Source organism: Aquitalea sp. ASV11 (genome assembly GCF_016429185.1).
GTDB lineage: Bacteria > Pseudomonadota > Gammaproteobacteria > Burkholderiales > Chromobacteriaceae > Aquitalea > Aquitalea pelogenes.
Genome location: NZ_JAELUD010000319.1, coordinates 1 through 255 on the forward strand (window position 1 = coordinate 1; position 255 = coordinate 255).

General features: G+C 56.5%; 1 protein-coding gene. It reads right to left on the reverse strand.

Going from position 1 to position 255, the window contains the following annotated elements; all coding sequences use genetic code 11:
- Nucleotides 1-255: response regulator (locus tag JHD62_RS22360; RefSeq protein ID WP_199104702.1), on the reverse strand; the 255-nt coding region annotated here is incomplete at both ends.

The following is a 255-nucleotide window of genomic DNA, read 5'->3' on the forward strand; positions in this document are numbered from 1 at the left end:
AGTTGTTGGTCAGCTTGAGCATTTCGCGCAACTTCATCGACAGCTTCTGGGCTTCGAACTTGGATACATACTCATCCACACCCACCGACTGGCCGAGCTTCTGGTTGGAGCTGCCGGACAGCGAGGAATGCATCAGCACCGGAATGCCGGCAAAGCGCGGGTCGCTCTTGATCAGCTTGGTCAGCATGTAGCCGTCCATTTCCGGCATTTCCACATCGGTCAGCACCAGATGCAGGGTTTCGTTCAGGCGCTTGC